General features: G+C 63.1%; 26 protein-coding genes. 15 read left to right on the top strand and 11 right to left on the bottom strand.

The genetic code is table 11. The features are described 5' to 3' along the window. Nucleotides 1-75 precede the first annotated feature (75 nt). Nucleotides 76-1,566 (bottom strand): mannitol dehydrogenase family protein, encoded by a 1,491-nt coding sequence (locus KHO31_RS17175; RefSeq protein ID WP_211623781.1) that lies wholly within the window; start codon nt 1,564-1,566, stop codon nt 76-78. 251 nt (nt 1,567-1,817) lie between these two features. Between KHO31_RS17175 and manD the strand changes: the two genes are divergently transcribed. The 9 genes from manD (at nt 1,818) to KHO31_RS17130 (ending at nt 10,582) form a co-directional block, all read left to right on the top strand. Further along, nucleotides 1,818-3,026 carry a D-mannonate dehydratase ManD gene (gene manD / locus KHO31_RS17170; RefSeq protein ID WP_201075764.1) on the top strand — a complete coding sequence of 403 codons (1,209 nt, stop codon included), beginning with the start codon at nt 1,818-1,820 and terminating at the stop codon, nt 3,024-3,026. 46 nt (nt 3,027-3,072) lie between these two features. Beyond that, entirely contained in the window at nt 3,073-4,476 is a 1,404-nt protein-coding gene (locus tag KHO31_RS17165; RefSeq protein ID WP_236071283.1) for an MFS transporter, read from the top strand. Nucleotides 4,477-4,507: 31 nt separating this feature from the next. After that, nucleotides 4,508-5,554, top strand: a complete 1,047-nt coding sequence (locus KHO31_RS17160) for an L-idonate 5-dehydrogenase (RefSeq protein ID WP_201075766.1) — start codon at nt 4,508-4,510, stop codon at nt 5,552-5,554. 111 nt (nt 5,555-5,665) lie between these two features. Next, complete coding sequence (locus tag KHO31_RS17155; RefSeq protein WP_201075767.1) at nt 5,666-6,958, top strand: MFS transporter; 1,293 nt, start codon at nt 5,666-5,668, stop codon at nt 6,956-6,958. Nucleotides 6,959-7,041: 83 nt separating this feature from the next. Further along, nucleotides 7,042-7,875, top strand: a complete 834-nt coding sequence (locus KHO31_RS17150) for a GntR family transcriptional regulator (protein ID WP_201085747.1) — start codon at nt 7,042-7,044, stop codon at nt 7,873-7,875. A gap of 380 nt (nt 7,876-8,255) precedes the next feature. Then, the gene (locus KHO31_RS17145) at nt 8,256-8,564 is read left to right on the top strand and encodes a hypothetical protein (RefSeq protein ID WP_236060843.1); all 309 of its coding nucleotides are present in this window, start codon (nt 8,256-8,258) and stop codon (nt 8,562-8,564) included. A 14-nt stretch (nt 8,565-8,578) separates the two neighbouring features. Further along, the gene (locus tag KHO31_RS17140; RefSeq protein WP_236060774.1) at nt 8,579-8,917 is read left to right on the top strand and encodes a hypothetical protein; all 339 of its coding nucleotides are present in this window, start codon (nt 8,579-8,581) and stop codon (nt 8,915-8,917) included. 98 nt (nt 8,918-9,015) lie between these two features. Further along, nucleotides 9,016-9,438, top strand: a complete 423-nt coding sequence (locus KHO31_RS17135) for a lytic transglycosylase domain-containing protein (RefSeq protein WP_201085767.1) — start codon at nt 9,016-9,018, stop codon at nt 9,436-9,438. 136 nt (nt 9,439-9,574) lie between these two features. Beyond that, nucleotides 9,575-10,582 (top strand): lysylphosphatidylglycerol synthase transmembrane domain-containing protein, encoded by a 1,008-nt coding sequence (locus tag KHO31_RS17130; RefSeq protein WP_201075774.1) that lies wholly within the window; start codon nt 9,575-9,577, stop codon nt 10,580-10,582. A 56-nt stretch (nt 10,583-10,638) separates the two neighbouring features. On the opposite strand, the gene KHO31_RS17125 is transcribed toward KHO31_RS17130, so the two are convergent. Continuing rightward, nucleotides 10,639-11,403 carry a glycosyltransferase family 2 protein gene (locus KHO31_RS17125; protein ID WP_201085746.1) on the bottom strand — a complete coding sequence of 255 codons (765 nt, stop codon included), beginning with the start codon at nt 11,401-11,403 and terminating at the stop codon, nt 10,639-10,641. A 96-nt stretch (nt 11,404-11,499) separates the two neighbouring features. Here KHO31_RS17125 and KHO31_RS17120 point away from each other — a divergent pair, with 96 nt between their 5' ends. Continuing rightward, nucleotides 11,500-11,790 carry a hypothetical protein gene (locus KHO31_RS17120; RefSeq protein WP_201085745.1) on the top strand — a complete coding sequence of 97 codons (291 nt, stop codon included), beginning with the start codon at nt 11,500-11,502 and terminating at the stop codon, nt 11,788-11,790. An 8-nt stretch (nt 11,791-11,798) separates the two neighbouring features. On the opposite strand, the gene KHO31_RS17115 is transcribed toward KHO31_RS17120, so the two are convergent. The 7 genes from KHO31_RS17115 to phnG all read right to left on the bottom strand — a co-directional run bounded on the left by KHO31_RS17115 (nt 11,799) and on the right by phnG (nt 17,812). Then, nucleotides 11,799-12,932 carry an alpha-D-ribose 1-methylphosphonate 5-triphosphate diphosphatase gene (locus KHO31_RS17115; protein WP_201085744.1) on the bottom strand — a complete coding sequence of 378 codons (1,134 nt, stop codon included), beginning with the start codon at nt 12,930-12,932 and terminating at the stop codon, nt 11,799-11,801. A 133-nt stretch (nt 12,933-13,065) separates the two neighbouring features. Continuing rightward, nucleotides 13,066-13,833, bottom strand: coding sequence for a phosphonate C-P lyase system protein PhnL (phnL, locus tag KHO31_RS17110; RefSeq protein ID WP_201075778.1), 768 nt, complete (start codon nt 13,831-13,833; stop codon nt 13,066-13,068). An 8-nt stretch (nt 13,834-13,841) separates the two neighbouring features. Further along, nucleotides 13,842-14,612, bottom strand: a complete 771-nt coding sequence (gene phnK, locus KHO31_RS17105) for a phosphonate C-P lyase system protein PhnK (RefSeq protein ID WP_201075779.1) — start codon at nt 14,610-14,612, stop codon at nt 13,842-13,844. Next, entirely contained in the window at nt 14,609-15,532 is a 924-nt protein-coding gene (locus KHO31_RS17100; RefSeq protein WP_201075781.1) for an alpha-D-ribose 1-methylphosphonate 5-phosphate C-P-lyase PhnJ, read from the bottom strand. Before KHO31_RS17100 ends, phnK begins: the two co-directional genes overlap by 4 nt. Beyond that, the gene (locus KHO31_RS17095; protein ID WP_201075782.1) at nt 15,529-16,668 is read right to left on the bottom strand and encodes a carbon-phosphorus lyase complex subunit PhnI; all 1,140 of its coding nucleotides are present in this window, start codon (nt 16,666-16,668) and stop codon (nt 15,529-15,531) included. The genes KHO31_RS17100 and KHO31_RS17095 overlap by 4 nt, the downstream gene beginning before the upstream one ends. Continuing rightward, the gene (gene phnH / locus KHO31_RS17090) at nt 16,668-17,327 is read right to left on the bottom strand and encodes a phosphonate C-P lyase system protein PhnH (RefSeq protein ID WP_211623779.1); all 660 of its coding nucleotides are present in this window, start codon (nt 17,325-17,327) and stop codon (nt 16,668-16,670) included. The genes KHO31_RS17095 and phnH overlap by 1 nt, the downstream gene beginning before the upstream one ends. Beyond that, nucleotides 17,327-17,812: a phosphonate C-P lyase system protein PhnG gene (gene phnG, locus KHO31_RS17085; protein ID WP_211623777.1), complete on the bottom strand. Its 486-nt coding sequence runs from the start codon at nt 17,810-17,812 to the stop codon at nt 17,327-17,329. Before phnG ends, phnH begins: the two co-directional genes overlap by 1 nt. A gap of 180 nt (nt 17,813-17,992) precedes the next feature. On the opposite strand from phnG, the gene phnF reads away from it, so the two are divergent. The 3 genes from phnF to phnN are packed head-to-tail and all read left to right on the top strand — an operon-like array spanning nt 17,993 to nt 20,063. Then, nucleotides 17,993-18,751 (top strand): phosphonate metabolism transcriptional regulator PhnF, encoded by a 759-nt coding sequence (gene phnF / locus KHO31_RS17080; protein ID WP_201139264.1) that lies wholly within the window; start codon nt 17,993-17,995, stop codon nt 18,749-18,751. Further along, nucleotides 18,748-19,470, top strand: a complete 723-nt coding sequence (locus tag KHO31_RS17075) for a DUF1045 domain-containing protein (RefSeq protein WP_201075788.1) — start codon at nt 18,748-18,750, stop codon at nt 19,468-19,470. The genes phnF and KHO31_RS17075 overlap by 4 nt, the downstream gene beginning before the upstream one ends. Before the next feature lie 2 nt (nt 19,471-19,472). After that, on the top strand, nt 19,473-20,063 hold the full coding sequence (gene phnN / locus KHO31_RS17070; protein WP_201075790.1) for a phosphonate metabolism protein/1,5-bisphosphokinase (PRPP-forming) PhnN: 591 nt from the start codon (nt 19,473-19,475) through the stop codon (nt 20,061-20,063). A gap of 6 nt (nt 20,064-20,069) precedes the next feature. On the opposite strand, the gene KHO31_RS17065 is transcribed toward phnN, so the two are convergent. Beyond that, complete coding sequence (locus KHO31_RS17065; protein ID WP_201075792.1) at nt 20,070-20,978, bottom strand: LysR family transcriptional regulator; 909 nt, start codon at nt 20,976-20,978, stop codon at nt 20,070-20,072. Between the two features lie 130 nt (nt 20,979-21,108). On the opposite strand from KHO31_RS17065, the gene KHO31_RS17060 reads away from it, so the two are divergent. Continuing rightward, a complete protein-coding gene (locus KHO31_RS17060) occupies nt 21,109-22,299 on the top strand; it encodes a M20 aminoacylase family protein (RefSeq protein WP_201075794.1) in 1,191 nt (396 codons plus the stop codon). Nucleotides 22,300-22,429: 130 nt separating this feature from the next. Then, entirely contained in the window at nt 22,430-23,731 is a 1,302-nt protein-coding gene (locus KHO31_RS17055) for an MFS transporter (protein WP_201075796.1), read from the top strand. A 34-nt stretch (nt 23,732-23,765) separates the two neighbouring features. On the opposite strand, the gene KHO31_RS17050 is transcribed toward KHO31_RS17055, so the two are convergent. Further along, entirely contained in the window at nt 23,766-24,590 is an 825-nt protein-coding gene (locus tag KHO31_RS17050; RefSeq protein ID WP_201075798.1) for an IclR family transcriptional regulator, read from the bottom strand. Nucleotides 24,591-24,690 lie beyond the last annotated feature (100 nt).

Here is a 24,690-nt window from a genome sequence, read left to right as displayed (position 1 = left end):
TACAACCCCGCCCGTGAAAAAAAGCGTCGGCGCAATGTGTCGAATCGGCGCGTCGAACCGCGCTGTGCTGCGGACTCATCGCGACGCGGCAATAGCGCCTCGTGCGCCGTTTTCGCGAAGCAACTGCAATGCGTCTCGAAGCACTTTTCTGAACTCGGGACGCGCGGCCAGATCCGCCGGAAACACTTCGCGTACAGACAGTAATGCGTCCATCAACGCCTGCGGTTCGCCATGCGCGGATGCCGCGAGCGTCTTCAACCTGCCGGCCAACGGATCGCTGATTTCGTAACGCGTGTCGTCGTCCGCATGGCCGCGCAAAAACGTCATCCAGGCCGCTACCGCCAGCGCGAGGCGCGTGAACGATTGGCCTGCGTCGATCCGCGCTGAAATCGTGGCGAGCAGGCGCGGTGGAATCTTCTGGCTGCCGTCCATCGCAATCTGCGCGCAGCGATGTTTCAGTGCCGGATTCGCGTAGCGTTCGAGCAAAGCGTCCCGATAGGCGGGCAGGTCGAATGACGCGGGCATGGTCAGCGTCGGCGCGATTTCTTGCGTCATCATCGCGTGAATGAGATCGCGCATGGCGGGGTCGGCGATCGCGGCGTCGATAGTGTCGAAACCGCTGAGCATCGACAGATAGGCCAGCGTCGAGTGCGTGCCGTTCAGCATGCGGAGCTTCGCCAGTTCGAACGGCGTGACGTCGTCGACGAGTTGCGCGCCGACTGTGTCCCATGCAGGACGTCCCCCGGGGAAACGATCTTCAATCACCCACTGCCGGAACGGCTCGCACGGCACCGGCGCGGCGTCCTGATAGCCGGTCGCGTCGGCCACCGTGGCGCGCTCGGCGTCGGTGGTCGCCGGTACGATACGGTCGACCATTGTCGACGGAAACGCAACGTGGGCGGCGATCCAGTCGGCCAACTCGGGATCGCGTTGCCGTGCGAATGAACAGACTACCTGGCGTAACGCGGCGCCGTTATGGGAAAGGTTGTCGCACGAGAGCACCGTGAATGGTTCACCGGCCGCGCTGTCGCGGCGCTCGCGTAATGCCGCGACGAGAATGCCCGGCACCGTGCGCGGTGCGAGCGGGTGTGTCAGATCGTGCGCAACGGCGGGATCGTCGAGCGCGACCTCGCCGGTTTTCGGGTCGCGGCAGTAGCCTTTCTCGGTGACGGTCAGCGAGACGATTCGTACTAGTGGATCCGCGAGGCGCGCGAACAGGCTTGCGTGATCGTGCGGCATGGCCAGCACTTCGCGCAGCGCGCGCACGACCGTCACTTTTGCGCCGCGCGGTCCGCGTTCTACCACGCTATACAAGCCTTGCTGCTCCATCAGCGCGTCGCGTTTGCCGACATCGCCTTGCAGCGTGACGCCGCAAATTCCCCAATCACCGCCCGCGGCAAGCATGGCCTCTTCCGTATAGAGCGCCTGATGCGCGCGATGGAAGTTGCCGATCCCCAGATGAACGATGCCGATGCGCGGCTCCTGCCATTGCGGCGACAACAGATGCGTGTGCAGCGTGGGCAGTGCGTGGCGGACGAGGCGAGGCAAGGGGTCTGCAGAGGTCATGTCATGAAATCCAAGTAGCGGAAATGTCTTCGAAACGACGCCGTTCAGCGGGAAAACCCTGATTTGACGTGTCGCTATACTTGTATGGTAGCATCGTTCAAACGGCTTGAGGCAGGTTGATGAATGCGATTTTCCAGTTCATTTTCCATTTCATTTGCCACGCCAACCGCCGCTCGAAACCGACATGAAAACAGCAAGTCCCATGCCGCCGCGCCGCGTGGTTCGCGACTTGCTTCTGCAAGGAAGATGTCATGAAGATCGTTCGCGCCGACGTGATCGTCACGTGCCCAGGCCGCAATTTCGTCACCCTGAAAATCGTCACGGACGAAGGCGTATACGGCATCGGCGATGCAACGCTGAATGGCCGCGAACTCGCGGTCGCTTCGTACCTGAAAGACCACGTGTGCCCGTTGCTGATCGGACGCGATCCCGGCCGTATCGAAGACACCTGGCAATACCTCTACAAAGGCGCGTACTGGCGCCGCGGCCCTGTCACGATGACGGCGATCGCGGCGGTGGATATGGCGCTGTGGGACATTCTCGGCAAAGTAACGGGCATGCCGCTGTACAAGCTGCTTGGCGGCGCGTCGAGAGAAGGCGTGATGGTGTACGGCCACGCCACCGGCCGCGACATTCCCGAAGCGCTCGACCGTTACGCGGAACACATCGAAGCCGGCTATCAGGCCATTCGCATTCAATGCGGTGTGCCGAATATGCGCTCGGTCTATGGCGTGTCGAAAGGCAGCGGCATGTACGAGCCGGCCACCAAGGGCGCGGTGGAGGAACAGAGCTGGTCGTCGGAAAAGTATCTCGACTTCGTACCGAAGCTCTTTGAAGCGGTGCGCGATAAATTCGGCTTCGATACGCATTTGCTGCATGACGTACACCACCGTTTGACGCCAATCGAAGCCGCGCGCCTCGGCAAATCGGTCGAGCCGTATCGCCTGTTCTGGATGGAAGACCCAACGCCCGCGGAAAACCAGGCCGGCTTCCGGCTGATTCGCGAACATACGGTCACGCCGATCGCCGTCGGCGAAGTCTTCAACAGTATTTGGGATTGCAAACAGTTGATCGAGGAGCAACTGATCGACTATATCCGCGCGACCCTGACGCACGCGGGCGGCATTACCCATCTGCGGCGTATTGCGGATTTTGCGTCGCTGTATCAGGTGCGAACCGGTTGTCACGGGCCGTCGGACCTGTCGCCGGTGTGCATGGGGGCGGCGCTGCATTTCGATCTCTGGGTGCCGAATTTCGGCGTGCAGGAATACATGGGCTTTCCGCAGGAAGCGCTCGAAGTATTCCCGCATGCCTGGCGCTTCGATCACGGCATGATGCATCCCGGCGAAGCGCCGGGCCACGGTGTCGATATCGACGAAGCCGCCGCCGCGCGGTATCCCTACGACCCCGCGTATCTGCCGGTCGCGCGTCTCGAAGACGGGACGCTGTGGAACTGGTGAGCTGATTTCGCTCGACCAACCTGACTACACAATCATGGAGACACGCGTGAACCCAGCACGTCCGCAAGCCGCCGCGCCGGCCAGCACTGCCATGCTGCGCCGCGTGGCCTTCGCCTCGACCATTGGCACCGCGGCCGAGTACTACGATTTCTTCGTCTACGGCACGGCTGCCGTGCTGGTGTTCGGCCAGAAGTTCTTTCCTTCCGCTGACCCGTTGATCGGCACGCTCGCCGCCTTCGCCACCTACGCGGTCGGTTTTCTGGCGCGACCGCTGGGCGGCATCGTGTTCGGTCATTTCGGCGATCGCGTCGGCCGCAAGAAGGCCTTGATCGTGACGATCCTGATCGTCGGCTTGGGGACGTTCGCGATCGGCCTGCTACCGGACTATCAGTCGATTGGAATCTGGGCGCCGATCGCGCTGATCGTGATTCGCGTCTTGCAAGGCTTTGGCGTGGGCGGCGAGCAGGCGGGCGCCGTATTGCTGACGGCGGAATACGCACCGCCTGTGCGGCGCGGCTTCTTCGCGAGCCTCGTGCAACTCGGCGCGCCAGCCGGTTTCCTGATTCCGTCAGGTCTGTTCGCCCTGCTCAGCGCGACGTTGACGCCGGCGCAACTGCTCGACTGGGGCTGGCGCATTCCGTTTCTCGCGAGCGCGCTGCTGGTTGCCGTGGGGCTGTATATCCGCTTGCGCACTGAAGAGTCGCCGATCTTCGCGACGATCCAGCGCACCAAGGCCGTGGCTTCGCGCCCGGTGGTAGAAGTGGTGCGGCAGTTCGGTCCTACGATCGTCAAAGGTGTCGGGGCCAAACTGATCGAGGCCTGCGCCTTTGCGATGTACACGATGATCGTGCTCGCTTACGGTAAAGCACACGGCATCGCGCAAAGCATGCTGCTCGAAACGGTGATCGTCGCGGTCGCGCTCGAGCTTGTGACGATTCCGCTCGCCGGGGCCTTGTCCGATCGCATTGGGCGGCGACCGACCTTTATCGCGGGTGCGCTATTGCACGTGGCGCTGGTGGTGCCGTTCTTCATGGCGATCGATAGTGGCAATCGCATGGCGATCCAGTGCGTGATGATTCTCGCCATTAGCGTGGGCCACAGCCTTTGCTATGCACCGCAAGCGGCGCTTTTTCCCGAGCTGTTCCCGGCGCGTGTGCGGTGCAGCGGTATCGCGCTGATCTGGCAGATCGGCTCCTTGCTCGGCAGCGGCGTGCTCGGCCTGCTGGCCGTCAAACTGATTCAGGTCACGCATGGCAATTCGCTCGCGTTGATCCTCTATGTCGCGGTGCTCGGCATCGTGTCGGCTGCATCGCTTTTTGCATTGCCGGAGACGGCGCCCAGGCGCCGCGGTGGCGATCTCCATGATTGGGGCGGCGGTGAGCCGGTAGAGGCGCACACGGCAGCACAAGCGCTCGCGTCGTCATCTTCATCTTCTGTTGCGCAGCACTGAGCGCGCGACCTTTCCCATACCGGAGTCCTCCATGCTCGCAGCCGTGCTTCACGAACCCAAACTGATCCGCATCGACGAAGTCGAGCCGCCTGTGCCCGGCCCCGGCCAGGTGCGAGTACGCGTGCGCGCCGGCGGCATTTGCGGGTCCGATCTGTCGTACTACTTCAAAGGCAAAAGCGGCGATTTCGCGGTGCGCGAGCCGTTCGTACTCGGACATGAGGTGGCTGGTGAGATCGATTCGCTCGGCGAGGGCGTGAGCGCGGAGAGTCGTCTGATGCCCGGACAGCGCGTGGCCGTCAATCCGGGGCTCGCCTGCGGGACGTGCCGCTTTTGCGTCGGCGGGATGCCGAATCATTGTCTGAACATGCGTTTTATGGGCAGCGCATCGACGTTCCCGCATACGCAGGGCATGTTCCGTCAGTACATCGTCGTCGCGGCGCGGCAATGCGTACCTGTGCTGGATGGCGTTGATTTTGCGCAGGCGTCGATGGCCGAGCCGCTTGCCGTTGCGTTGCATGCGGTGAAGCAGGCGGGTTCGCTCGTCGGCGCGAGTGTCCTGCTGGTGGGTTGCGGGCCGATCGGCTGCATTCTGCTGAGCGTGGCGCGCCGCGCCGGCGCGCATCGCGTGGTCGCGTTGGATCTTTCGGATCGCGCGTTGCAGGTCGCGCAGCAACTCGGCGCGGATCAGATCGTGAACGCGACGGACAGCTCGACGATCGACCCATGGTCCGCACAACGCGGCACGTTCGACGTGGTCATCGAGGCATCGGGCAGTCCCGCCGGCCTCGATACGGCACTGCGTGCGGCGCGTGCCGGTGGCACGGTGATTCAGGTCGGCAATCTACCGGCCGGCCAGTCGCCGGTGGCGGCGAACCTGGTGATGTCGAAAGAACTTCGCTATCAAGGCTCGTTTCGCTTCACGGACGAATACGCCATCGCCGCCGAGGAGATCGCCTCCGGCAAGGTCGACTTGCGACCGCTTATGACGCATGCGTTCGCGATGAGCGAAGCGAATCGTGCGTTCGAAGTGGCGCTCGACCGCTCGCAGTCGATGAAGGTGCATCTGAACTTCGACTGAGCATCGACCGTGGCATAAGTGCGCTGCACCAGGCGCTGCGCCTTGCCAAGCCAATCAAGCTACTTAAGCTATTCAAACGCCCGCCCAGAGGCGACCCGAAGGAGACACCTGATGATCAAGAGTCAACGCTGGTTTGTTGTCGCGCTACTGTTTCTGGCCGGCGTCATCAACTACCTCGATCGAGCGGCGCTGTCGATTGCCGCACCGCTGATCCAGAAAGACCTGAACTTCTCGCATGCGCAGATGGGCATCGTGTTCAGCAGCTTTTTTATCGGCTACGCGCTGTTTAATTTTGTCGGCGGCGTGCTGTCGGACAAGGTCGGTGCAAAACGCGTGTTCGGCACCGCGATGGGCGTGTGGTCGGTATTCTGCGGCGCGACCGCGTTGGCAAGCGGCATCGGTTCGCTGATCGTGCTGCGTGTGCTGTTCGGCATGGGCGAAGGCCCGTTCAGTTCGTCGAACAGCAAGATGGTCAATAACTGGTTCCCGCGCAAGGAAGTCGCAAGCGCGATTGGCGTGATCAGTTCGGGCACACCGCTCGGTGGCGCGCTGGCGGGTCCGGTGGTCGGCTTCATGGCGGTGCAGTTCGGCTGGCGCTGGGCCTTTGTCGCGATCATGCTGCTCGGGCTCGCGTGGCTCGTATTGTGGGCGGCGACGACTACCGAGCATCCGCACGAGAATGCCCGCACCACGCCTGACGAGATCGAACTCATCCGCGCCGGTCAGGCCGATGAACATGCGATTGCGCATTCGGCCGACGGCGAGAGGCTCGGCCTGCGGCACTTCCTGCGCAAGCCGATCATTCTTGCGACGGCCTTCGCGTTCTTCTCATACAACTATGTGCTGTTTTTCTTCCTGTCGTGGTTCCCGACCTATCTGACCGAAGCGCATCACCTGAGCCTGCGCGACATGAGCTTCGCGACGGTGATCCCGTGGCTGCTCGGCAGCATTGGACTCGCGGCGGGTGGCTTCATCTCGGACTTTATCTTGCGCCTGACCGGCAAGCCGCTGCTGTCGCGCAAAATCGTGCTGGGCAGTTGTCTGGGCGCGGCGGCGGTGTGCGTCGCGTTGGCGGGGCGCGTTGCCAGTACTCAGGGGGCTGTCGCACTGATGTCGGTGTCGATCTTCTTCCTGTATGTGACGGGCGCCGTGTATTGGGCCGTGATTCAGGACATCGTGCCGCGCGAACATGTCGGCGGCGTGGGCGGCTTTGTGCACTTGCTGGCGAATCTGGCCGGCGTGATCGGACCGGCGGTGACCGGCTTCATCGTCGAAGCGACGCACGGTAATTACACCAGTGCGTTCGTGCTGGCGGGTGTAATTGCCGTGCTCGGCGCGGTGTGTTCGCTGGTGTGGATTCGCGAGCCGAGCGCGAGCGCGTTGAACATGAAACGTGCATGGTAGTATGGTGCGACGCATCCAAGAGGTATTCATGGTGCGTGCCGTCTCCCTCGCCATTCATTCGCTGCTATTCGCTGCTTTGCCCGATGCCGACCAAGAACCTCCACGCCAACGCGTCTTCTTTCTCATCCGATGCCAAGCCTGTCGCGCCTCGCGCACGACGGCGCGCGAGCGCGCAGGCCGGCGCGCGTGCCGAACTGCCGGATCTGACCGCTAGCGTCTCGTTCGACTCGCACGAGCCGATCGGCAAGCAGATTTTCCGTGCGTTGCGCGAGGCAATTTTCGCGGGGCAGATGGTGCCCGGCACGCCGCTCTCGGAGAAGGAAGTGTCCGACATGTTTCAGGTGTCGCGGCAACCCGTGCGGGAGGCGTTTATCAAGCTAGTCGAAGCGGGGGTGCTTCAGGTATTACCGCAGCGCGGCACCTTCGTGAAGCGTATTTCGCCGCGCCAGGTGCGGGAAGGGCGCTTCATTCGCGAAGCGATCGAGACGGCGGTGGTGCGCAAAGCAGCCGTGTCGATCACCGACGAGCAGTTGCAGGCACTCGCCGACAATCTTCGCGACCAGAAGCTCGCAGCGAAGTCTAACGACACTGCTGCTTTCCTCGCGCTCGATGAAGCGTTTCATTACGCGATCGCACAGGCGATCGACTGCACGGCGGCATGGGAAACGATTCAGGACATCAAGGCGCAGATGGATCGGGTGCGCTATCTGAGCTTGCCGGATGTATCGCCGCTCGATCTGCTGATCAAGCAGCACGCGAAAATTCTGGCGGGCCTGCGCGCGCACGACCCGAGCGCCGCTGAAGAAGCGATGCGCAGCCATCTGCGCGAGATTCTGATGTCGCTCGGTCCGATTGCCGAGCGCAATCCGGCGTGGTTCGATGCGGACGAACCGGAGCGCGTGCCGCTATCGACGTAAGCCGATGCGCCGATAGTCCGCCCGCTCACTTACGGCCATGTGCGTGGCACCCCCGCTGCGCTCGTCAGTTTGTCTCACACGCGCACGACCCGCGGAACCCCGGTTCGCGGCGTCTCCAGCCTTGCAATAATCATACGAATAGTCCACTCAAAACCCGAGGCAAGTTTGCCTCGATCGATGCTTCGTCGAGCGTCGGCGCAATCGTTTGCGCGAATCTTGAGGTAACTCTGTTTGATTTTCGCAAATGCGTTTTCGACCTATCAACTTTTGACGTGGGCCTGCCGAAAACATCGTTACAGCAACGGGATTGACTGGAGAAGGATGTGAAGCGACTGGTGTGGTTTTTGGTAGCCGTTCTCGCGTTGACCGGATGCGCACAGATGCCTGCGCAGAATGCCGCACGCCCCGACAAGGCACCGAACGAGGTCATCAGCTTCGAGATTCCGCCGGATGCGCTCGGAGCACACGACCCGCAGCTCTCCGCCGTACTCGCCAAGGCCGGCGCGTTAGCTGCCGCGCAGCCGCAATCCACGGTCGTGCTCGTCACGGCGCTGGGCCAGGACTTCGCGTACCTGAACCAGGCGGTCTGGAAGGGCGTGCCCGCGCAGCGCATGTCGAAGGTGAGTTTCGAAAACCGGACCGCCGGCTTGGGTCAGCCCTATAGCGTGTCAGTCCGGACGGTGCAATGAAGGAGGCCATCGCGATGTTTCGAATCACCTTGCTGGCGGTGGCAACGCTTCTCGCGGCGCCGGCTTTCGCGGACCCGCCCAGAACGGACCTGCAGTCGGCCAACGCGTTTCCCGCCGCGGCGGACAAGGTTTATCCGCCGTTGCCAACGCTTGCAATGCTGCCTCCGTCGAGCGGCAGCGACGATGACTTGCCGGTGAAGCCGGCGTCGCATCGAAAGAAGTCGCATGTGCCGATCCAGATGCAGGAGCGCAGAGGACCGCCAATGCCGGCTGTCCGGCTCGTCGTGTCCGATGCTTCGCACGCGTACCTCGACTCCGTGCAGCGGCAGATCGATCAGGCCTTGGTCAAATAATTCGGCCCGTGGTCTGCAGCCCCTATTTTTATCGCGATCACGCGGAAGGATGAATCGTGTCCTTGAAAAACTTCTGTATTGCGCTGGCGTGGCTGTCAATGGCCAGTGCGGCACACGCGGGCGACGATTGTTTCAATGAGGCCGCGGCTTACCAAGGCGTCAATCCCTGGATATTGCGTGCCGTCGCCTGGTACGAATCGAAGGGGGACCCGGGCGCGATACATCAGAATGCGAACGGTTCAATCGACGTCGGTCAGCTGCAGATCAATTCGATTCATTTCGACGATCTCGCGCGAGAGGGTGTACCGCATCGTGCGCTGACGGACCCGTGTGTGAACGTCTATGTTGCCGCATGGCTGCTGAAGCAGAAGATGGTCAAATACGGCAATACCTGGCGGGCAATCGGCGCGTACCACTCGGAGTCGCCGAAGCAGCGCGACGCCTACGCGCGCAGCATTCAGCAGGTACTGGCCGCATGGGGGCAGTTGCCATCCCCCAGCCCGCTAGTTGCTAGTCGCTAGTTGCTAGTCACGAAAACGCAGCTTCGGCCGATTACCATAAGGCCTCGGACGGCCTCGATTTCACGCGCGACGTAGCGCCATGCATGCTGCATCGTGCGGAGAAAGCAGGGCCACGCTGGACTTGCTGAGGCCCTCGTTGATCAGATCACATACGCGTAAAGCGGCCGTGTTGGTGGCGCTTGCCGGTATCGGCCTCGCCGTCGGCGCGCCTTTCGTTCTCAATTCGCACGCGGCATTCGCCGGGCTGCGAGATGTTTCCCTATACGTGTTCGCCGCGCTTGCCGCGAGTGCTGCGGTCAGCGCCATGGCAAAGGCCGGCAAGCTGCATCTGATGCAGACCGCGCTCGGATTCCGCGTGAGTTTCCTGCGCACTTTGGCCATCACGCTGGCTACCGATTTCGCCTTCCTGGCTTCTCCGCTTGGCGCGGCGGGCTATGGCGTCAACATCGGCCTGCTGCAGCGCGCTGGGGCGTCCTGGTCGCTTGCGACGACGGTCGTCGGCGCGGACCAGGCGCTCGATCTCGCGTTCTTCACGACCGCCGTACCGGTTTCCCTGCTGTTTGCATTCGGGCCGCTGACGCAAGCGATTCCGCGCGAGAGTGCGCCGCTCGTGTTCGGCGTGCTGGCCGGCGCTGCATGCCTGATCGGTATTTGCTGGATGAACCGTCGGCGTGTGGCGGCGGCATTGGACGCCGCCGGCCGGCGCGTCCATTGGCTCAACGAGCGCCGCGCGAGGTTGAGCAGGTTTTTCCACAGTGTTCGCCGGCAGTGGCTGGAACTGGTTGCCGGGTCCAAGTGGCGGCTTGCCGCGTTGTGCCTGCTGACGACGCTACAGTGGTTGCTTCGCTATGGCGCCCTCTGGTTTATCTTGCGCGAACTCGGTTACCGCCTGCCGTTAGGTTTCGTGCTGGCCGTGCAGGCGGTCGCCCTGCATGCCGCGTTGTGGACCGGTGTGCCCGCGGGCGGCGGCACCGGCGATATCGCTCTGGCTGCCGCATTCGCGACCTGGGTGCCCCGCGCGAGCATCGCGACAGCGCTGGTGCTGTGGCGCTTTGCGACGCTTTACAGTCCCTTGATGCTGGGCGCGGTGGGTTTTGTTGCGCTTGCAACGAGGGGACGCAACTCATTGTCGCCCGCTGACTGAAATCTTGAGGCTGCGAGCAAACAGGGCGGCGCGGTTCGCCAGCTTCGATCAGCGCTTCACCGCGGACTATCGGGCACTCTGCGCATGCGTGCCGCAAAGCTCGCCCGTGGGCCATGGTCAATGCGCAAGCGAAGCATCTGAAAGGTCTGTGAAATCAGCGCGAGCGGATAAACAGCCTTGAAGAGGTCGGCGATCATGCGCCATTCCGCACGCAGGCCTTTCCAGTAGCCGAGCTTCTCGGTTTTGCGTGCTTGAGTGACATGGGGCCAGTGAGTGACCGCGATGGGCAGGTTGCGTTCGATAATGCGACGGTTCATGAACACCTCGACCCCGAAGCGCGGCATACCGTGAACTTCCAGCAGGACTTCGCTCAACAGCGCTTTGGTGACGACCCGTTCGCCGGAGACGAAATCGAGGCCGATGGCGCGAAACGCCAGCAGGCTGTTCTGGCGCAGGCTCAGGCTGACTTGCGCCTTGCCTTGCAAAACGGGAGTGGCAAGTGCACTGATACCCTCGGCGGTCAGCCCTTTCAGATCGGCGTCGAGCAGCATGAGCAGCTCGCCTCGCGCCGCGGCGATTCCGGCTGCCATGGCGGCGCTTTTGCCACAATTTTTCGTACATCGAATCAGCCGTACGGACGCGAAGCCTTCGACTATTTCAGCCGTGCCGTCGGTCGACCCGTCGTCCACCACGATAATCTCGCCGAGCAAAGGGTGGGCGCAGGCCACGGCCAGCACGGTGCCGATGCGGGGCGCCTCGTTGTAGGCGCAGATGACGCAAGACATGCGCGGGAAATGATGGTTTGAAGCGCGAGCAGTCATAGGCAGGAGTGTGGTGAGCAGGCAATGGTGCGGTGCACCACGATGTCTGCTTTTCAGCTATAGTCGGGATACGGCTTATGTCCAGAGAGGTCCAGAATGTACGACGCCGAAATCGCCGCCACCCTCCTGAATCGTTGGGCCACACGTTCATCAACGGTTGACTTTGACGCTTACCTCGAGTTGTTGCGCGAAGGCAATCTCAGCTTCACCTATCAATTCGGACACGTGCGCGAAGCGGGCGTTCCCGAGGCAAGCGCGTTCAATATCGAATCCCTCGTGTTTGGCGATGGCTCCCGCACGCTGCGCGTTGAAGCGCCCGACAGCACCCCCCGCTGGACGCGCTGGGCCGCGGTAGAACCGTTGCTGCCCACGCCCAGCGAGGCCTGAAAACATCGTCAGACGATCCGCGCGCCGGCGCGATACGTCGCTCTCGGCACCGGCAGCGTGTCGAGCATCGTCACCCGCACGAAGTCCGCGCGCAAACCCGGTGCGATTGCACCGCGGTCGTGCAAGCCGGCGGTACGAGCCGGTTCGGCCGACACAGTCGCCATTGCGCGCGGCAGGGTCCAGCCGGCCTTGCTAACCAGCTCGAACACGGCAGTCATCAAACTGGACGGCACGTAGTCCGACGACAGAATATCGAGCAAGTCCGCCTGCGCCAGTTCGAGCGCCGACACGTTGCCGGAGTGCGAGCCGCCGCGCACGATATTCGGCGCCCCCATGATGGTCGAAATGCCGTGCTCGCGTGCCGCCTCGGCGGCGACGCGGGTGGTCGGGAATTCGGCCAGCACGATGCCTTCTGCCTTGGCCTGTTCGACGTGCTCGATCAGCGTGTCGTCATGGCTTGCCACCGGAATGCCGAGCTGCTTGCAGCGCGCCACGATCTCGCGGCGGTGCGCGTCGGCATAACGTTCCTGTTCCACGGATAGTTCGGCCAGCGCGGTCGCCACGTGTTCGTCAGTCAGCTTGCCGTTGCGCTCCTGGAAGCGGCGCCATTGTTCCCGGTCGTGCCATTGACGTTGGCCGGGCGTGTGATCCATCACCGAGGCAAGCCGCAGCAGCGGATGCGCGCACAACGAATCGAATACATCCACGACATCGGCGGTGGCGATTTCGCAGCGCAGATGCAGAAAGTGTTCGGCGCGCAGCAGCTTGCGTTCGGAGAAGCGCGTGAGGGATTCGGCGCATTGCGTTTGCAGATCGCGGCCGCGCAGCCCGACGTTCGAGCGCGAACCGATTGCGAGGGAATCGAACACCGTGGTGATGCCGGCCGCCGCCACTTGCGCGTCGTGAATCACGAAGGCGGCATCGGTATTCCATTGCACGCCCGGACGCGGCGCCAGATGCTTTTCGAGGTTATCCGTGTGCAGTTCGATCAGGCCCGGCAACAGATAGTCGCCGTCCCAATCTTCCGCTTCGCGCGCCGAGGTCGTGCCGCGCTCGACGTCGCGAATCACGCCGTCTTCGATGCGTAGCATGCCGGTAAATACGTCGTCTCGCGTCACGATGCGAGCGTTCTTGATCAACATCGACTTGCTCCGTAGTCTGTCTTGAGTGTCGCAGCGCAGTGTTTCGACCCGGTGCTTCGACTCAATGTTTCAGCTCAGTGTTTCAGCTCAGTGTTTCAGCTCAGTGGTTCAGTTTAGTGCCGTTTCGTGTCAATTAGTGACGCAGCGGCGGCTGGAGTTCGAGGCGGCGCGTGGCAACCTTGTTGCGGGTATCTTCGTCGTGAAAGATCCCGACGATTGCCGCGCCTCGCTCGCGTGCTTCGACGATCAGATCGGCGACGACGTCGCGGTTCTCCGCGTCGAGCGAGGCTGTCGGCTCGTCGAGCAGCAGCACCGGGTGCCCGGCGATCAACCCGCGGGCGATGTTTACGCGCTGCTGTTCGCCGCCGGAAAAGGTGGCCGGCGCTAACGACCACAGCCGCTCGGGCACGTTCAACCTCGCCAGCAGGGCAGCGGCACGCGCACGGGCTTCATCTTCCGCCACGCCGCGCGACAGCAACGGTTCGGCGACGAGCGTAAGCGTCGGCACGCGCGGAATCACGCGCAGAAACTGGCTGACGTAGCCGACCACGCCGCGGCGCAGGCGCAACACGTCGTGCGGCTCGGCGCCGGTGATGGACACCGGCGGCTTGTCATCCGCCGCCGCGTCGCGAATTGCAATCGAGCCTGTACTGGCCAGGTAGTTGCCGTACAAACAGCGTAGCAGCGTACTCTTGCCGGCGCCTGAAGGCCCGACCAGCACGACACACTCGCCGCGTTCAACATCGAGCGACACACCGGCGAGCGCTTCGATCTGCACCCCGCCCTGGCCGTGCAGCGTGAAGGTCTTGCCAATGCCGACCGCGCGCAGCATCAATGCATTGTTGTCGATGAACGCGCGTTCAACGGCGTGGGATTCCTTGCTTGTTTCAATGGATCGCATTGTGAGCCTCAAACCGGCAGAACCGAGGAAACCAGCGTTTGCGTGTACGGATGTTGCGGATCGTCGAGCACCTGGTCCGTCAGCCCGGCTTCGACCACTTCGCCGCCTTGCATGACCATCAAGCGATGCGCAAGCAGGCGCGCCACGCCGATATCGTGCGTCACGATCAATACCGACAGATGCAGGGTGGACGTCAACGTGCGCAGCAGATCGAGCAGGCGCGCCTGCACCGAGACGTCGAGACCGGCAGTCGGCTCGTCCATGAAGACGAGGCGTGGACCGGTGACGAGATTCCGCGCGATCTGCAAACGCTGCTGCATGCCGCCGGAAAACGCCGAAGGCAATTCGTCGATGCGGGTGGCGTCGAGTTCGACGCGCTCCATCCATTGCGTCGCCGTGTGACGGATCTTGCCGTAGTGGCGGGCACCGACGGCCATCAACGGCTCGCCGATATTCGCGCCGGCGGAGACGCCGCTACGCAGGCCGTCGCGCGGATTCTGCTGCACGAAGCCCCACTCGGTACGCATCAACAGACGCCGGCGCGGTTCGGACAGCGCAAGCAGATCGAGCTTTTCGCCATGCGTGGCCGTGTAGTGGAGCGAGCCGCTATCGGTTTCGGTTTTCAGGGCGAGTGCGTTGAGCAGCGTGGTCTTGCCCGAGCCGGATTCGCCGACGATGCACAGCACTTCGCCCGGATACAGATCGAAGCTGACGTTCCTGCAGCCGTTGCGGCCGCCATATTGTTTGGTGAGCGAACGGGCGCTCAACAGCGGCGTCATGCGGTTTCTCCTTTGCGCGTTTCGTATGACGGCAGCTCGAGGTCCTGATCGCCGCGGCGGTCATGGCAGTAGTCGCTATCCGAGCACACGAACATGCGCTTGCCGGCGTCGTCGACGATCATTTCGTCGAGGAAGCTTTCTGTCGATCCACACAGCGCACACGCATGCTGCCACTTCTGCACTTCGAACGGATGATCGTCGAAGTCGAGACTGCGCACGGCGGTGTAGGGCGGTATGGCGTAGATACGCCGCTCGCGGCCGGCGCCGAACAATTGCAGCGCGGGGTTCATATGCATCTTCGGGTTGTCGAACTTCGGAATCGGTGACGGCGAGCTCAGATAGCGGTGATTGACCATCACCGGGTAGTCGTACGTGGTGGCGATGCTGCCGTGATGGACGATGTCCTCGTACAGCTTCACGCTGATCAACCCGTAGTCGGCCAGTGCGTGCAGCTTCTTGCATTCGGTAGCGCGCGGTTCCAGCTTGTATAACGGTTCGGGCATCGGCACCTGATAGACCAGAATCTGCGTGTCGGTGAGCGGGGCCTCGGGAATCCGGTGACGTGTCTGGACGATCGTCGCTTCGGTCGTGCGGCGCGTGGTCGCCACGCCCGTGGTGCGTGCGAAGAAACGGCGGATGTTGACCGCGTTGGTGGTTTCGTCGGAGCCCTGATCGATGACCTTCAGCGTATCGTTCTTGCCGATGATCGCCGCCGTTACCTGAATGCCGCCCGTGCCCCAGCCGTAAGGCAAGGGCATTTCCCGCGAGCCGAACGGCACCTGATAGCCCGGCACGGCGACCGCCTTGAGCAACGCGCGGCGCAGCATGCGCTTGGTCTGTTCGTCGAGGTAGGCGAAGTTGTAGCCGTCCGCGGCGCTGTCGTACGAAGCCGTGGTGAGTGAAGTGTCCGGCGCGTTCATGCGGCTTGCTCCTGCTGATCCTGATCCTTGTCCTGATCTTTATCCTCTACGCCGTGTTGGGCCCGCAGGCGTCGCACGAGTTCGAGTTCGGACTGGAAGTCGACGTAGTGAGGCAATTTCAGATGCTGAACGAAGCCGGACGCTTCGACGTTGTCGCTATGCGAGAGCATGAATTCGATGTCTTGCGTCGGCGACGCGAGCGTTTCGCCGAGCTCCTCAGCGCGCAACGCGCGGTCCACCAGCGCCATCGCCATCGCTTTGCGCTCCGAGTGTCCGAACGCGAGGCCATAGCCTTGCGTGAAGGCAGGCGGCACGTTGCCGCTGCCGGCGAACTGGTTGATCATCTGGCATTCGGTGACATCGATGTCGCCGATTTCGACCGTCTCGCCCAACTCGTCGAGTTCCATTTCGACGGCGATCGTGCCGAAGCGGATCTCGCCGGCAAACGGATGCGAATGCGCGTAGCCCCGTTGGGTGGCGTAGCCCATGGCGAGCAGGAAGCCTTCGTCGCCGCGAGCGAGATTCTGCAAACGCGTGGCGCGGCTCGCGGGAAACGCGAGCGGCTCGCGCGAGAGGTCGCCGGGTTCCGGCGCTTGCGGCGTGGGGCACTCCTGTTCGATCAGGCCTTCCTTGTCGAGCAGCGCGACCACGCGCGGCATCGCCTCTGCCGCGGACGGAGCGGCTTGAGGGGAGGACGGGATTGCGGCCGCATCGGTTCCGGCATCGCCTTCGGCGAGCAACGCGAAATCCAGCAGACGCTGCGTGTAATCGTAAGTCGCGCCGAGCAACTGGCCGCCGGGCACGTCCTTGAACGTCGCCGAAATGCGGCGCTCCACTTGCATGGCCTCCGTATCGATCGCCTGCGTGTAGCCGAAACGCGGCAACGTGGTGCGGTACGCACGCAGCAGAAAGATCGCTTCGACCAGATCGCCTGCGGCCTGTTTGATCGCGAGCGCGGCGAGTTCTTCGTCGTAGACCGAGCCTTCGGCCATCACTCGCGCGACGGCGAGGCGCAATTGCTCGCGAATCTGCGCGACGCTGAGTTCGGGCAGCCGCGTATCGCCGCGGCGCGCCTTGTCGAGCAGACGCCACGACGCTTCGATCGCACGTTCTCCACCCTTGACGGCAACGTACATCAGTTCACCTTCGCTTGAGTTGTGCGCGGCAGGCCGATCAACATGCTGGCGCAGACGAGATAACAATCGATGCCGCACGGAAAGAGCGGCGCGAGGGCGGCGCGTTCGCGCCAGAAGTGCTCGGGCAGGCCGATCGGTGAGATCGTCGTGGTGTGCTGAATGCCGGGGCCGCTGAGTACGACCGGGGTGCCGCCCGTGAGTGCTTCGACGCGGATCAGCAACGTCACAGAGTGCTCAGGCGATTCTGCTTCACCGACAGGAAAGGTTTCCAGCGCCGGCATTGCGCTTGCGTCGTGGATATAGGCGAAGGCGGCCTGTCCGGGTTCGTCGACAAGCGGCGCGCCGGTATGAAAGCGCAGTGCCGAGCCGAGCGCCGTATCGGGTTGTGCGAGCCATACCGGCGTGGCGTAGTCGCATAGTGTGAGCAGCGTGGCGAATGCGGCGAACTCGGCGCGCGTGGCCCGCACCTCCGGCAAGCCGTTTTCGACGACGCCCACCGTGCCGGGACGCGACAGCGCGTCGAGCAACGTGCGGAATACCGCTTGGGTGTCGTGGACCGGGTCTGCAAAACCAGGCGTTAGTGTGGCCAATGAGGTGGCCAATGAGGTAGCCAATGAGGTGGCCAATGAAGTAGACAATGCAATCTGTGAGTTTTCCATCAGTCGCCCCGGACCATCGTGAAGAATTCGACGCGTGTCGACGCAGCATCCTGCCGGTGCGCAGCGCGTTCAGCGGCCTGCTGTTCGGCAAACGGTCCGATCAATTGCTGATGCAAGGCAGCGTGGTGCTCGGGCATTTGCAGCAGCGCGTCTGCTAGCGCCGCCAGTTCGGCGCGGCGGCGGTCGCGGCCCAGATGACATGCAACGCCGACGGCGGCGGTTGCGTCACCGGTGACGCGCAAGCGCAACGTGGCGCGTGTGACGGTGGCTTCGCCGAGATTGAACGGATCGCCGCTGCCGCCGACGCGGCCGCGCACCATCGCGAGGCCGATTTCGGGTGGCCGCAGCCAGTCGTAAGTGGGAGGTGGGACGCCTTGCAGCGCGCGTTCCAGTGCGGCTTCGAGATCGGCGCGCGGCGTGCGGGCCAGTACGGCCATCCATGCGCGCCGCATGGCGGAGGAAGGCGAGGCGGAAGTGGCACTCATCGAAGTTCCTGTTGATCCAGCGAGTGATCATTTAAGCATCTATTCGTCTAAACGTCTAGACGTTTAGGGGTATGCTTGTCCGGCGTTATAGCGCAGATCTGCCGTTTCACATTTCCATCACGGCTTGCGCACTACAATGCACAACATACGAATATTTGAACCCAAGGGAATGACAGCACCATGACATCGAACGACAACGCGACGCCGGGCACGCTGCTCGAACGCGGCGCGGGCGTTGCCGTCTGGCGGCAGATCGAGCAGATTCTGGCGGCGGAAATCGCCGCGAGCGGCTTCGGCGAAGAAGGCCGTCTGCCGAGCGAGGGCGAACTGGCCAAACGCTTCGACGTGAACCGGCATACCGTGCGCCGCGCCATGCTCGGTCTGGCCGCACTGGGCCTCGTCAGCGTCGAGCAGGGGCGTGGCACGTTCGTGCAGCCCGGCGCGATCGACTATACGATTGGCCGGCGCACGCGGTTTACAGAAAACTTGCGGCAGCAGAATCACGCGGCGGCGGGCACGATGTTGTCGGCCGCGCGCGTGAAGGCCGAGCCGAGTGTCGCGAAGGCGCTTGGCTTGCGGGCGGGCGCGTTGGTCTACCGGATCGAGACGCTGCACGAATCGGATGGTGTGCCGCTCACGTTCGCACGCAACTGGTATCCGGCCGCGCGTTTTCCGGATTTGCCAGCGGTACTCGAGCGTACCGGCAGCATCACGAGGTCGATGGCTGAATTGGGCGTGAGCGATTATCTGCGTAAGTGGAGCCGTATTGGCAGCGTGCTGCCTGAGCCGGAAGTGGCGCGGCGTTTGAATATCAACCGGCAACAGCCGGTGTTATGGGTCGAAAATGTCGACGTCGATCTGGAAGGCACACCGATCAAATACGGCTTCACGCATTTCGCGGCGGACCGTGTGCAGTTGCTGGTGGAGCAGGACGTATGAGCGGCGCGGCATGGGGCGCCGAGGCACGTTTCGCGGTGTATTACGCGCCGTCGCGCGAGTCGGCGTGGTGGCAGGCGGGTTCGGCATGGTTGGGGCGTGATGCGGAAAGCGGCGAGCCATGTGTCTCGCCGCAACCGGAAGACCTGGCGCGCCCTCTGGCCGATCTGACCGAAGCGCCGCGGCGCTATGGCTGGCACGGTACGCTGGTTGCACCGTTCCGTCTTGCTGAAGGTGCGACTCAGCAAGATCTGCTGGGTGCGGCGCGCGATTGGGCCAGCACGCAAAGCCCATTCGCACTACCTGTCGAAGCTGCGACGCTCGGCGATTTCGTCGCACTACGCCCGGCCGACCCGGATGGCGAAGCGAACCTTCGTCACCTTGCATCCAGTGCGCTGCAAACGTTCCACGGATTGCGCGCCAAGCCGTCTGCCGCCGACCTCGCGCGTCGTCTCGCGGCACCGTTGAGCGAACGGCAACGCGCATTGCTGATCGAATGGGGTTATCCGTACGTCTTCGACGAATTCCGTTTTCACATGACGCTATCCAGTTCTCTCGCCGATGCGGATGAGCGCGCGACGCTGGTTGCATGGTGGCAAGCGAAAACGCCTGCGCTCGGGCCGCTCGCTATCGATCATGCGGCGCTCTTTGTCGAACCCGCGCCCGGCGAGCCGTTTGTCCTATGGCAGCGCGTGCCGTTTCAGACCCGCGAGGTGACCTAACAATGGCAGGTCGTTTGATCTATGTAATGGGGCCGTCCGGCGCAGGCAAGGATTCATTGCTGGTCTTTGCGCGTCGCCACCTGATGGGCGAGCCGATTCTGTTTGCGCATCGCTACATCACGCGGCCGAGCGGTAACGGTGAAGAGCATATTGCGTTGAGCGTCGAAGAGTTCGCGGCGCGTTCGGTACTCGGCCTGTTCGCGCTCGAATGGTCGAGCCACTCACTGCGTTATGGCATCGGCATCGAACTCGATGCATGGCTTGCTCGCGGTTGCACGGTGGTCGTCAACGGGTCGCGTCAGCATTTGCAGCATACGCTGGCGCGTTATCCGCAGACGGAAGTCGTGCATGTGGACGCAGCGCCACATATTCTCGAAGCACGGCTTGGCGCGCGGGCGCGTGAGTCGGCGGAACAGGTTGCGGCCAGGCTTGCACGACGGGCACCGTTTTCGCTGCCGGAAGGGATTCGGTGTACGACGATCGACAATTCCGGGACGCTGGAAGAAGCGGGGCACGCACTGATTGCTTTTTTGCAGGCGCAGGCCGATGTAGGCGAAATTCGCGAGGTTCGTAAGGTTCACAACGTTCGATAAGCTCGACTACCCGGCCGCCGACATCCGCTCCCGGGTGGCTTCCTGCAAACACGACACAAACTGCAGTACCGCGGGTGTAGGCAACAGATTGCGCCGCGAAATAATGCTGAGATCGTAATTCGGCAGCGCTTCTTCAATCTGTGCAACGCGTATGCCCAGCGGCGCGACCATCTGTGCGAGCGGCCGCGTGAAGCAGCCGATTACATCGGTTTGCGACACCAGCCCGAGCGTTACCGCGAACGACGACGGCGCCCGCACCAGCCGTTTTGGCACCGGCAGGCCGTGCGCGTTGAACATCGCCATCATCACGCTATGCGGAAAGTGATCGGCGCCCACCGTCACGATCCATTCCGCGTCGAGCAGGTCGTGCAGACGCGTGACGTTCGCCAGCGGATGCCCGGCGCGCATCGCGACGACGAACTGCGTCGAGTAGAGCGGCGCTTGCACCAGATCGCTGTCGAGCGCCTGCACATGATGGATCGCCGCGATATCGAGCGCGCCGTTACGCAAACGCGCGACGGCATCCGGGATCGTGACTTCTTCCAGATGCAGATTCACCAGCGGCATCGCCCGGCGAAACTTCGAAACCGCGTGGGGCAGGGCAGTCAACGCGATCGACGGCATCGTGCCCACACTGACCTTGCCGGCCAGTTCCCCCTTCACCTGTTCGACTGCTTCGACGGTGCGGCGCATATCGCCCAGCAACTGTTCTGCGCGCGGCAACAGCGCAAGCCCGCACGCCGTCAACTCGATGCCGCGCACGCTGCGCACCATCAACTCGGCATTCAGCGCGCTTTCCAGCTCGCGGATCGTATGCGTTACAGCCGGTTGCGTCACGCCGAGCTCGCGCGCGGCGGCGCGCAGACTGCGGTGATGGGCGGCGGCGACGAACGCTTGCAGTTGCTGCAGCTTCATGAGGGTAATCCCGTATATAAAGCTTGTTAATCGGGGTGAAAAAAACAGCATCTTATTCGAACAAAACGGCGTGGCTATAGTGCTTGCCTGTTTGCCGCGTGATGCGGCGTGAATTCCCATGGAGCGATAGATGAGCGAAGCCGCGCGTTTTACTGAAGTGTCCGACCTGGTGCCTGCCGCCGAAAGCCTGCGCGAGATCCGCCATCACATCCATCACCACCCGGAGCTCGCCTACGAGGAAGTGCAAACCGGAGCCCTGGTGGCTGAGAAGCTCGAACAATGGGGCTGGCAGGTCACGCGCGGGGTCGGTCAAACCGGCGTGGTGGGCACGCTGAAGCTGGGCGACGGCACGCGCAGCATTGGCATTCGCGCCGACATGGACGCGCTGCCGATCATCGAACAAACCGGCCTGCCGTATGCAAGCGGCACGCACGGCAAGATGCACGCATGCGGCCACGACGGCCACACGACGATGCTGCTCGGCGCCGCGCAGCATCTCGCCGCCACACGCAATTTCTCGGGCACTGTGCATCTGTACTTCCAGCCGGCCGAAGAAAGCGGCATCGACAGCGGCGCGATGAAAATGATCAACGACGGCCTGTTCGAGCGCTTCCCGTGCGACGCCGTGTTCGGTCTGCACAACCATCCGGGCGAGGAACCGGGGATGATGCTGTTCCGCAAGGGGCCGTTCATGTCGGCGGGCGACAAGGCGATCATCACGATCGAAGGCGTCGGCGGTCATGCGGCGCGTCCGCATCTGACGGTCGATCCGGTGGTGGTGGCGGCGAGCATCGTGATGGCGTTGCAGACCATCGTCGCGCGTAACGTCGACCCGTCGCAGCCGGCGGTGGTGACGGTCGGCTCGATGCATGCGGGGACCGCGAACAACGTGATTTCGAGCAGCGCGAAGCTGGAGTTGAGTGTGCGTTCGTTCAGCCCGGAAGTGCGCACGCTGCTGAAAAAACGCATTACCGAACTCGCCGAAAGCCAGGCCGCGAGCTATGGCGGCAAGGCGGTGGTGGAGTACATCGAAGGCTATCCGGTGGTGATCAATTCGGATGCCGAAACGGACTTCGCGGTGCAGGTGGCGCGTGAGCTGGTCGGCGACGATAAAGTAGTCGAGCAGACCGACATCCTGATGGGCAGCGAAGATTTCGCCTTCATGCTGCAGAAACGGCCCGGCACGTTCCTGCGAATCGGCAACGGTGCGGGCGAAGACGGCTGCATGGTGCACAACCCCCATTACGACTTCAACGACCGCAATCTCCCGGTCGGCGCGGCCTTCTGGACGCGGCTGGTGGAGCGGTATCTGGGGCAATGAGGGGGCAATGAGAGGGCAATGAGGAGCCTGAGGCGCTAATGAGGTGCCTCAGTCGTAAATGAGGATCCGACGAGCTGGCATTGAGTTCGCACTGCCAGTCACATAACCATAACAACGAGGAATACCCGCGATGAATGCCACAACGGATGCGAGCCGTACCGTCGACGCCACCCGAACCACGAGCCGCGGCGCGATCGCCGCAGCGGTGATCGGCAACTGGCTCGAGTTTTTCGACTTCACCGTGTACGGCTTTTTTGCCGTGATCATCGGTAAGCTGTTTTTCCCGTCGGCGGATCCGACGACCTCGCTGCTCCTATCCGTGGCGACCTTCGCCGCAGGTTTCATCACGCGGCCGCTCGGCAGCGTGATGCTCGGCGTGTATGCGGACCGCAAAGGCCGCAAGGCCGCGCTCAACCTGACCATCATGCTGATGGCGGCGAGTACCGGTGCGATCGCGATCGCACCGACGTATGCGCAGATCGGTGTCGCCGCGCCGCTGCTGATCGTGCTGGCGCGTCTCGTGCAAGGCTTCTCGCAAGGCGGCGAGTTCGGTGCGGCGACGTCCACCCTGCTGGAACAAGGCGGCGGCACACGGCGTGGTTTTCGCGCCAGCTGGCAGCTGGCGACGCAAGGCGGCGCGGCGCTGATGGGGTCGGGCATCGCGGCGGCGCTCTCGGCCGCTCTGCCGAAAGAGTCGCTGGAAAGCTGGGGCTGGCGCATTCCGTTTCTGATCGGCGTGCTGATCGCGCCGGTCGGCATCTACCTGCGCCGCCGTCTCGCGGACGATCCCGCAAGCACGCACAGCCACGCCATCGAGCGCGGCGTGCTGCACGAACTCTTCACGGCGCATCTGCGTCCGCTGGTGCTGATTACGCTCACGGTGATGGGCGGCACGGTCTCGACCTACATCCTGACTTTCTACATGCCGACTTATGCGATCCACACGCTCGGCCTGCCCATGTCGCTGTCGATGCTGGTCGGCGTTGCGTCGGGGTTCGTCATGCTCATCACGTGTCCGTTGTTCGGCATGCTGTCCGACCGTATCGGCAGCCGCAAGCGGCCGATTCTGTTCGGACGCGGCGTGCTGGTGCTGCTGCTGTTTCCAGCCTTCATGCTGATCAACCGCTTCCCGCAGTTGCCCGTCATCATGTCGGCGACCGCGCTGATGTTACTGTTCTACTCGATGGGATCGGCGTCGGAATTCGCCTTGATGTGCGAGTCGTTCCCGCGGCGTGTGCGCGCCACCGGCATTTCGATCGCCTACGCGCTGAGCGTGTGCGTATTCGGCGGTACCGCGCAGCTGGTCGCGACGTGGCTGATCAAACTGACCGGCAGCAAGCTGGCGCCGGCCGGTTACGTGGCGGCGTGTGTGGTCGTGTCGTTGATCGCGGTGTCGATGCTGAAAGAGACGGCGGATAAGCCGATCGATTGATTGCGTTGCCCCTCATCGGGGCTTCGCTTATCACTCAACCGCGCCGCGCCACCATCTCCGAGACCGTCTGCGCGGCTTGCTGCAACGGTTCCAGAAACGCCTTCACCATCTGCTTGGCCGAATTGCGCTGAGCATTGCCGCTAATATTCATCGCCGCGATCACGCGCCCCTGGCGATTGCGAATCGGCGCGGACAGCGAGATCAGGCCGCCTTCCAGTTCCTGATCGACGATCGCCCATCCCTGGCGGCGGACCTGCGCGATCAGCTTTTTCAGCTCTTCCTTGTCGGTCACCGTGCGCGGCGTGTGTGCGTAGAGCGGCGTCGAACTCAGGGTTGCGTCGAGCGCTTCGTCGTCGAGCGCGGACAGCAGGACACGGCCCATCGACGTGCAATACGCCGGCAAGCGGCTGCCGATCGACAGGTTGATGGTCATGATCTTGTGGGTCGGCACGCGCAGCACGTAGACGATTTCGGTGCGATCGAGCACGGCCGCCGAGCAACTCTCATGAACCTGCGCCGACAGACTTTCCATCACCGGTTCGGCGAGATTCCAGAACGGCATCGAGGTCAGATACGCGAAACCGAGATCGAGAATCTTCGGCGTGAGGCGGAACAGGCGGCCTTCGGCCTCCACGTAGCCGAGCGTCTGCAGGGTCAGCAGGATGCGGCGTGCGCCGGCGCGTGTCAGGCCGGTGGCGGCGGCGACGTCGGTGAGCGTCTGTTCGGGATGGGTGGCATTGAACGCGCGAATCACCGAGAGACCTCGCGCGAACGACTGCACATACGTGTCGCCCGGTTTGTCCGAGGCCGGTTCGGCGTCGGCAGGAACGGCAGAAGACGGCGGCAGGGCTTTGCTCATGGACCTTGAAAGATGCATTCGAAGAAGGGTGCACAGCGTTCGCGCGGTGCAGCGGGCGCGATGCTGCGCAAAGGCGTGACGATAGCTTAAGCCTTCTGTT

It is taken from the genome of Paraburkholderia domus (assembly GCF_905220705.1).
In the GTDB taxonomy this organism is placed as follows: domain Bacteria; phylum Pseudomonadota; class Gammaproteobacteria; order Burkholderiales; family Burkholderiaceae; genus Paraburkholderia; species Paraburkholderia domus.
Note: the sequence above shows the minus strand (reverse complement) of the source record. Positions and strands in the feature narration are given on the sequence as shown.

Bases quoted from the DNA above. Each gene is read 5' to 3' on its own strand.
- KHO31_RS17175 (WP_211623781.1), bottom strand. From the start codon at position 1,566: ATGACCTCTGCAGACCCCTTGCCTCGCCTCGTCCGCCACGCACTGCCC.
- manD (WP_201075764.1), top strand. From the start codon at position 1,818: ATGAAGATCGTTCGCGCCGACGTGATCGTCACGTGCCCAGGCCGCAAT.
- KHO31_RS17160 (WP_201075766.1), top strand. From the start codon at position 4,508: ATGCTCGCAGCCGTGCTTCACGAACCCAAACTGATCCGCATCGACGAA.
- KHO31_RS17155 (WP_201075767.1), top strand. From the start codon at position 5,666: ATGATCAAGAGTCAACGCTGGTTTGTTGTCGCGCTACTGTTTCTGGCC.
- KHO31_RS17150 (WP_201085747.1), top strand. From the start codon at position 7,042: ATGCCGACCAAGAACCTCCACGCCAACGCGTCTTCTTTCTCATCCGAT.
- KHO31_RS17145 (WP_236060843.1), top strand. From the start codon at position 8,256: ATGCCTGCGCAGAATGCCGCACGCCCCGACAAGGCACCGAACGAGGTC.
- KHO31_RS17140 (WP_236060774.1), top strand. From the start codon at position 8,579: ATGTTTCGAATCACCTTGCTGGCGGTGGCAACGCTTCTCGCGGCGCCG.
- KHO31_RS17135 (WP_201085767.1), top strand. From the start codon at position 9,016: ATGGCCAGTGCGGCACACGCGGGCGACGATTGTTTCAATGAGGCCGCG.
- KHO31_RS17125 (WP_201085746.1), bottom strand. From the start codon at position 11,403: ATGACTGCTCGCGCTTCAAACCATCATTTCCCGCGCATGTCTTGCGTC.
- KHO31_RS17120 (WP_201085745.1), top strand. From the start codon at position 11,500: ATGTACGACGCCGAAATCGCCGCCACCCTCCTGAATCGTTGGGCCACA.
- KHO31_RS17115 (WP_201085744.1), bottom strand. From the start codon at position 12,932: ATGTTGATCAAGAACGCTCGCATCGTGACGCGAGACGACGTATTTACC.
- phnL (WP_201075778.1), bottom strand. From the start codon at position 13,833: ATGCGATCCATTGAAACAAGCAAGGAATCCCACGCCGTTGAACGCGCG.
- phnK (WP_201075779.1), bottom strand. From the start codon at position 14,612: ATGACGCCGCTGTTGAGCGCCCGTTCGCTCACCAAACAATATGGCGGC.
- KHO31_RS17100 (WP_201075781.1), bottom strand. From the start codon at position 15,532: ATGAACGCGCCGGACACTTCACTCACCACGGCTTCGTACGACAGCGCC.
- KHO31_RS17095 (WP_201075782.1), bottom strand. From the start codon at position 16,668: ATGTACGTTGCCGTCAAGGGTGGAGAACGTGCGATCGAAGCGTCGTGG.
- phnH (WP_211623779.1), bottom strand. From the start codon at position 17,327: ATGGAAAACTCACAGATTGCATTGTCTACTTCATTGGCCACCTCATTG.
- phnG (WP_211623777.1), bottom strand. From the start codon at position 17,812: ATGAGTGCCACTTCCGCCTCGCCTTCCTCCGCCATGCGGCGCGCATGG.
- phnF (WP_201139264.1), top strand. From the start codon at position 17,993: ATGACATCGAACGACAACGCGACGCCGGGCACGCTGCTCGAACGCGGC.
- KHO31_RS17075 (WP_201075788.1), top strand. From the start codon at position 18,748: ATGAGCGGCGCGGCATGGGGCGCCGAGGCACGTTTCGCGGTGTATTAC.
- phnN (WP_201075790.1), top strand. From the start codon at position 19,473: ATGGCAGGTCGTTTGATCTATGTAATGGGGCCGTCCGGCGCAGGCAAG.
- KHO31_RS17065 (WP_201075792.1), bottom strand. From the start codon at position 20,978: ATGAAGCTGCAGCAACTGCAAGCGTTCGTCGCCGCCGCCCATCACCGC.
- KHO31_RS17060 (WP_201075794.1), top strand. From the start codon at position 21,109: ATGAGCGAAGCCGCGCGTTTTACTGAAGTGTCCGACCTGGTGCCTGCC.
- KHO31_RS17055 (WP_201075796.1), top strand. From the start codon at position 22,430: ATGAATGCCACAACGGATGCGAGCCGTACCGTCGACGCCACCCGAACC.
- KHO31_RS17050 (WP_201075798.1), bottom strand. From the start codon at position 24,590: ATGAGCAAAGCCCTGCCGCCGTCTTCTGCCGTTCCTGCCGACGCCGAA.